Here is a 7,096-nt window from a genome sequence, read left to right on the forward strand (position 1 = left end):
ACCTTCAAAATAAATCAAAAAAACTATAAGAATAGAAAAAGTTACTTTAAGTATATTTTTCCTGTGTGATATAAGGGATGTACGTATAAGTAACATCATAAATTTGAATTTAGCTGACATAGCTAGTTTTTCCATATAATAGCCTCCCTGACTTGTTAAAATGTTACTAACATAATGTTGAATTAAAATGAATAAAATGTGAATTTTTAGACCTGATCTCTATTAGTATACACTATTTTTTTAATAAAGAATCTATTTAATTTATATACAATCTTTCATGAGATATTCGTTTTATTTATTTGGACAAATATTTCACATAGCTACAAAAATACATACAAAAATTATGTAAATACACAATGCAATCAAAATAAAATGAAATAATTTAAAATTCGCAATTTTCACCATTTTTTTCTATTCTTATATGGTATAATTGTTAGAAATATTGTAAATGTAAATAACATTATAAAAAATACAACTTGTGGAAATTTTCTATATTGTTTCTGACCCTCCATAAACTAATGGAGTTGGACAAATTTACTTTATTAAGAACTAGCATATATTTAAATTAGTTTAGGTTTAGAAAGGAGAGAACAGCATGATAAAAAAAGAAATGATAGCTATGATATTGGCAGGAGGTCAGGGGTCGAGGCTAAAGCAATTAACGAAAATGATAGCGAAGCCGGCAGTTCCCTTTGGAGGAAAGTATAGAATTATAGATTTTTCTTTAAGTAATTGTTCTAATTCTAATATAGATACAGTAGGAGTACTTACTCAATACCAACCACTGGTGCTGAATGCTCATATAGGCATAGGTTCACCTTGGGATTTAGACAGGAGAAATGGTGGCGTGACTATGCTTGCCCCTTATCAGAGTGAAGATGGAGGCAACTGGTACAATGGCACAGCTGATGCCATATATCAAAATACAAATTACATTGATAGCCTTGACCCAGAGTATGTGCTTATTTTATCAGGAGACCATATTTATAAGATGGATTATTCGGAAATGCTAGATTATCATAAAGAAAAAGGTGCTGATGTTACTATTGCAGTATTAGAAGTGCCGCTAGAAGAGGCATATAGATTTGGAATGATGAACACCCGCGCGGATAATACTATTTATGAATTTGATGAAAAGCCAAAGAAGCCTAAAAGTAATTTAGCATCTATGGGTGTTTATATTTTTAAGTGGTCCGCTCTTAGACAACTTTTAAAAGAGGACAACCTTGATAAAAATTCGGATAATGACTTTGGGAAAAATATAATACCAAAAATGATCAAAAACGATCAGAAGCTATACGCGTATCCATTTAAAGGATATTGGAGAGATGTTGGTACTATAGAAAGTTTTTGGGAAGCTAATATGGATTTATTGGATGATGATAATGGACTTGATATGTATGACCCTGAATGGAGAATATATACAGTCAATACTATGAGACCACCACAATATATCGGACCTGCCGCGAGTATTAATAATACAGTTCTCAATGAAGGCTGTACCGTTTTTGGTGAAGTAACCAATTGTGTGCTTTTCCAAGGCGTACATGTAGGAAAAAACAGTAAAATAACTAATTCGGTTATTCTACCTAATACTAAAATAGGAAATAATGTGGTTATAGACAAAGCCATTATAGGAAGCAATGCAATTATAAGACGTAATTCCCATATTGGTAATGGAGAAGATATTATTGTTATAGAAGAAGGACGCGAAGTTAAAGTTGATTCGAAGATATTAACTAATCTATAAAATTGTGGAGGTGATAGTATGCTTAAAAATTATATAGGAATATTAATGTTAAATGAACAAGAGGATAGTATTAAAAGTCTTACGAAATCAAGACCGATAGCATCTATTCCGATAGGAGGAAGATACAGAGTAATTGATTTTGTGCTTTCAAATATGATTAATTCGGGTATTCATAATATAGGTATATTTACTAATACAAAATCTAGATCCTTAGTGGATCATTTAGGTTCAGGGGAGCCTTGGGATTTAAATAGGAAAATAAATGGACTATTTTTATTCAATCTTACTTCGGAAAGATCGCAATTAAGTGATATAGACATATTAAGAGATAATATGGAATATATTTACAGGACGAAGCAGGATTATGTAATAATATCTCCATCCTACATGTTATGTAACATGGATTACATTGAGGCTGCTAAGTATCATGAGGAATCAGGTAGTGATATTACCGTATTATACAAAAAAACAAATAGTGGTAAGAAGCATTTTGTAAATTGTAATACTTTATACATCAGTGAAGAAAATAGAGTTTTGAGTATCGGAAAAAACATAGGAGTAGAGGAAAAACTAAATATATCAATGGAAATGTTCATAATGAAAAAAAGCACTCTCATAACTATAATAAATAAGTGCATTCAGACAGGATATCATAATTCAATAAAAGAAGCTATTTGTAGTATGATACCAGAATTTAATGTAAACGCGTATGAGTTTAAAGGACACCTTCAATGCATTAGTTCTATAAAAAATTATTATAAAGCTAGTATGGAAATGCTTAATGGTAAAGTAACCAAGGAATTATTTTTCAACAATGGGTTAATATATACAAAGAGTAAAGATGGTGCCCCTACTAAATATGTTAATGGATCAATAGTTAATAATGCACTTATATCCAACGGATGTATTTTGAAGGGCAGTATAGAGAATAGTATAGTTTCAAGAAGGGTAATTGTAGAGGAAGATGCAGAAGTTAAGAATTGCATAATATTCGAAAATTGTAAAATCAATAAGGGGTGCAAACTAACCAATGTTATAATTGATAAAAATACTGTTATAAGTGAAAATACAGTGTTAATGGGGGATGAAGATTTCCCAGTGGTTATAGAAAAAAAATGTCGATTAGAATAACAAATAACTAAGACACAAGAAAATAAATAAGGCACACGAAAATAAATAGGCTAGAATCTTGACTTGTTATTCGTTTATGCCTAAGGGAGGGTTAGTATGAAAATATTATTTGTGGCTTCTGAAGCTTATCCTTTTATAAAAACTGGGGGCCTTGCGGATGTGGCATATGCATTACCTAAAGCTTTAAGAAAACTCGGTATTGATGCAAGAGTAATTATACCTAAATATAGTCAAATTCCATTGTCTTTTAAAAATTGTATGGAAACTGTAGCTAGCTTTAACGTGAGTGTTGGATGGAGAAATAAGTATTGTGGACTACAATATCTGACTTATGATGAAGTACCATATTATTTTATAGATAATCAAGATTATTTTGGTAGATATGAGATATATGGATGTGCAGATGATGGTGAGAGATTTTCTTACTTCTCAAAAGCAATACTAGAATCTATAAAATACATGGGAGATTTTGTTCCAGATATAATTCATTGTAATGATTGGCACTGTGGGATTGTTCCAGCACTACTTAAAGATGATTATGGTTATGATAATAGGTATAATAAAATAAAAAGTGTGTTCACTATTCACAATTTAAAATATCAAGGAATATTTCCAAAAGAAATATTGGGTGATTTATTAAATTTAGATGAGGGTTATTTTAGTGATGATGCACTTAAATTTTATGATGCTATATCATTTATGAAGGGTGGAATTGTTTTCTCAGATGAAGTAACTACCGTAAGTGAAACATATGCTAAGGAGATTCAAACGCCATTTTATGGGGAAGCACTAGACGGTTTGTTATCTTCAAAATCTGAAAATCTACATGGCATAGTAAATGGTATAGATTATGGTCTCTACAGTCCTAAAGTGGATAAAAGAATATTTTATAATTATGATGTAAAAACTAGAGAACTAAAGGTCAAAAACAAATTAAAGCTTCAAGAGAAACTGTGTTTTGCCGTAGATAAAGATATGCCACTTATTGGCATTGTGACAAGACTAGTTAAGCAAAAGGGCTTAGATTTGATTGTTGATAAACTCCAAGAATTACTTAGCCTACCTATTCAAATAGTGCTCCTGGGTAATGGTGACGGATATTATGAAGATATATTTCAATATTATGCGTCTATTTACCCAAGTAGGATATCAACAAACATCGTTTTTAATGAAGAACTAGCACAGCAAATATATGCTGCTTCAGATATGTTCTTGATGCCATCGTTATTTGAACCTTGTGGTATCGGTCAGCTTATAGCCTTAAAATATGGAAGTATTCCAATAGTTCGAGAAACTGGTGGGCTAAAGGACACCATTATTCCATATAATAAATATACTGGTAGTGGGAATGGTTTTTCTTTTACCAATTATAGTAGTCAAGAATTATTAGATACGGTAAATGGTGCTCTAGATTTATATAAAGACAAAACTGCCTGGGATAAATTAGTTCAAAGTGCTATGCTCTCAAATAATAGTTGGGAAAATTCAGCTAAAAACTACATGAATTTATATAGTGATATGATAGAGTAAATTTTTTTAAACATGAGAATAAATATATTTTTGGTATTTTGAATTATTATTTATTTTTGTGTCTAACATGTAATGTATATATAAAAATTGCTAGGTGGTGAATGTTATGCTAATAGATAAGAAAACATTTAAGATAAACTATTTAGAAAAATTGCAGAATATGTTTGCAGAGGATGCATTGGATGCATCACCTTTGCATAAATACTTTGCTTTAGGTGCATTAATAAAAGGTTATTGTACTAAAGCTTGGATAGAAACTAATAAAGACTATGGGGAAAATAAAGGAAAACAAGTGTATTATTTTTCTATGGAGTTCTTAGTAGGAAGATTGTTAAATAGTAATTTAGTTAATTTAGGTATTAGGGATATTTGCGAGGAAGTGCTTAGTGAACTCGGAACTAGTTTGAATGAGATAGAAAATATAGAGGTAGATGCTGGCCTTGGTAATGGTGGACTTGGGAGACTAGCTGCATGTTTCTTGGACTCTATGGCATCTACTGAAATTCCTGGTCATGGTTGCGGTATAAGGTATAAATATGGACTATTCAAACAGAAAATAGAAAATGGTTACCAAGTAGAAGTCCCTGATAATTGGCTAAAAGATGGAAATGCTTGGGAAATAAGAAAAGAAAGTAAGTCTGTGCAAGTGAGATTTGGTGGGGAAGTACATCTAAATGAAGAAAATGGGAAAACAGAAGTCATCCATGAAAATTATCAAGCAGTGAAAGCAGTACCCTATGATACTCCAATCCAAGGGTATAAGAATAATACTGTAAACACATTAAGACTTTGGAGTGCAGAGACTATGGAGGAAGACTTTGATTTCTCATCCTTTAGCCAAGGAGACTATGCAAAAGCAAGTGAAGATAAATATTCAGTGGAGGCTATTTCACAAGTTTTATATCCAGATGATAGCTACGAAAAAGGTAAATTACTAAGGCTCAAACAAGAGTATTTCTTTGTGAGTGCTGGATTACAAAGCATTTTAAAAAGTTACAAGAAAATGAAAATCCCACTTGCCCAGTTTCATAAGCATGTGGCGGTGCAGATAAACGATACCCACCCGGCTGTGGCTGTGGCTGAACTAATGCGATTATTAGTGGATGAGGAAAACTTATCTTGGGACTTGGCATGGAACATTACAACGAATACTATGGCCTACACTAACCATACAATTATGGCAGAAGCACTAGAAAAATGGCCTGTAGAAATGTTTAAAGAATTACTTCCACGTAGTTATATGCTTATAGAAGAAATAAATAGACGTTTTTGTAATGAAGTCTATCATAGGTATAATGGTGATTGGAATAAAGTTAATAAAATGTCTATTATTTATAATGGTTATATAAGGATGGCATATCTGGCTATTGCAGGAAGTCATTCTGTCAATGGGGTTGCAAAATTGCACACAGAATTATTAAAGCACCAAGAATTAGCTGATTTTTATGAATTCTTCCCAGAAAAATTTAATAATCAAACTAATGGTATAACACATAGAAGATGGTTATTAAATTCTAACGAAAAGCTGGCAGATCTTATAACAGAAACTATAGGTGACACGTGGATAAAGTCTCCAAATGAGCTGAGTAAATTAATGGAGTTTGCGGGTGATACTGCTTTTCAAGAGAAAGCGCACAATATAAAAACAAACAACAAGATAAATTTCTCGAATTATTTGTTAAAAAACTGTGGCACCGCAATTGATCCGAGTTCCATATTCGATGTTCATGTAAAAAGAATGCATTCCTACAAAAGACAAACTTTAAATGTACTTCATATAATGCATTTATATAATCAGATTCTTGAGAATCCTAATTTAGATATGGTTCCAAGAACGTTTATATTTGGGGCTAAGGCTTCACCAAGTTACTATATAGCAAAACAAACTATTAAACTTATAAATACTTTAGCTGATAAGATAAATAATGATCCTATAGCTCGCGATAAAATAAAGATAGTATTCCTTGAGAACTATGGAGTGTCACTAGCTGAGGAAATTATTCCTTGTGCTGATGTTAGTGAACAGATTTCCACTGCATCTAAAGAGGCTTCTGGAACTGGCAACATGAAATTCATGATGAATGGCGCCATAACAATAGCAACGTTAGATGGTGCTAATGTAGAAATATTTGATGCAGTTGGGGAAAAAAATATTATACTATTTGGGCTAACATCGCAAGAGGTAATAGAGTATTACAAGAATAGAAACTACTGCTCTTATGATATATATAATAACGATGGAAGAGTAAATACTGTAGTAAATCAACTCATAAATGGATTTTTAAAAACTCATAATATGGAATTTATAAGTATATACGATAGCTTGTTATCGCATAATGATGAGTATTTTGTACTTAAGGATTTTGATTCTTATGTAAAGGCTCATGGTGAAATTGATAGACTATATAGACAAAAATCTATTTGGCAACAAATGTCCATTACAAATATTGCGAAGTCCGGCATCTTTTCAAGTGATAACACTATAAGGAAATATGCTAAAGAAATTTGGACTACACCACCAGTTAGTATCGAAATATAAGTATATAGGCATATCCAAATAACTAGCATATTGCTTGCTATTTATTTGGATGTGCCTTAATTAATCATTTCTTAAAATACAGGTGTATTCGGCGAGAAAAATGTTGATTAAGAGAAAAAAATGTTGTAAGATGGTAGTTAGTGAAA

General features: G+C 31.6%; 4 protein-coding genes. All 4 read left to right on the forward strand.

Going from position 1 to position 7,096, the window contains the following annotated elements; genetic code table 11:
• The first annotated feature begins 595 nt into the window (after window positions 1–595).
• The 4 genes from JJE11_RS11360 (at window position 596) to JJE11_RS11375 (ending at window position 6,950) form a co-directional block, all read left to right on the forward strand.
• Window positions 596–1,750 carry a glucose-1-phosphate adenylyltransferase gene (locus tag JJE11_RS11360; RefSeq protein ID WP_291635663.1) on the forward strand — a complete coding sequence of 385 codons (1,155 nt, stop codon included), beginning with the start codon at window positions 596–598 and terminating at the stop codon, window positions 1,748–1,750.
• Between the two features lie 18 nt (window positions 1,751–1,768).
• Complete coding sequence (gene glgD, locus JJE11_RS11365) at window positions 1,769–2,881, forward strand: glucose-1-phosphate adenylyltransferase subunit GlgD (RefSeq protein ID WP_291635665.1); 1,113 nt, start codon at window positions 1,769–1,771, stop codon at window positions 2,879–2,881.
• Window positions 2,882–2,977: 96 nt separating this feature from the next.
• Entirely contained in the window at window positions 2,978–4,411 is a 1,434-nt protein-coding gene (gene glgA / locus JJE11_RS11370; protein ID WP_291635667.1) for a glycogen synthase GlgA, read from the forward strand.
• A gap of 106 nt (window positions 4,412–4,517) precedes the next feature.
• On the forward strand, window positions 4,518–6,950 hold the full coding sequence (locus tag JJE11_RS11375) for a glycogen/starch/alpha-glucan phosphorylase (protein WP_291635669.1): 2,433 nt from the start codon (window positions 4,518–4,520) through the stop codon (window positions 6,948–6,950).
• The last annotated feature ends 146 nt before the right edge of the window (window positions 6,951–7,096 follow it).

This window comes from Clostridium sp., from assembly GCF_016650095.1.
Lineage (GTDB): Bacteria > Bacillota > Clostridia > Clostridiales > Clostridiaceae > Clostridium_AD.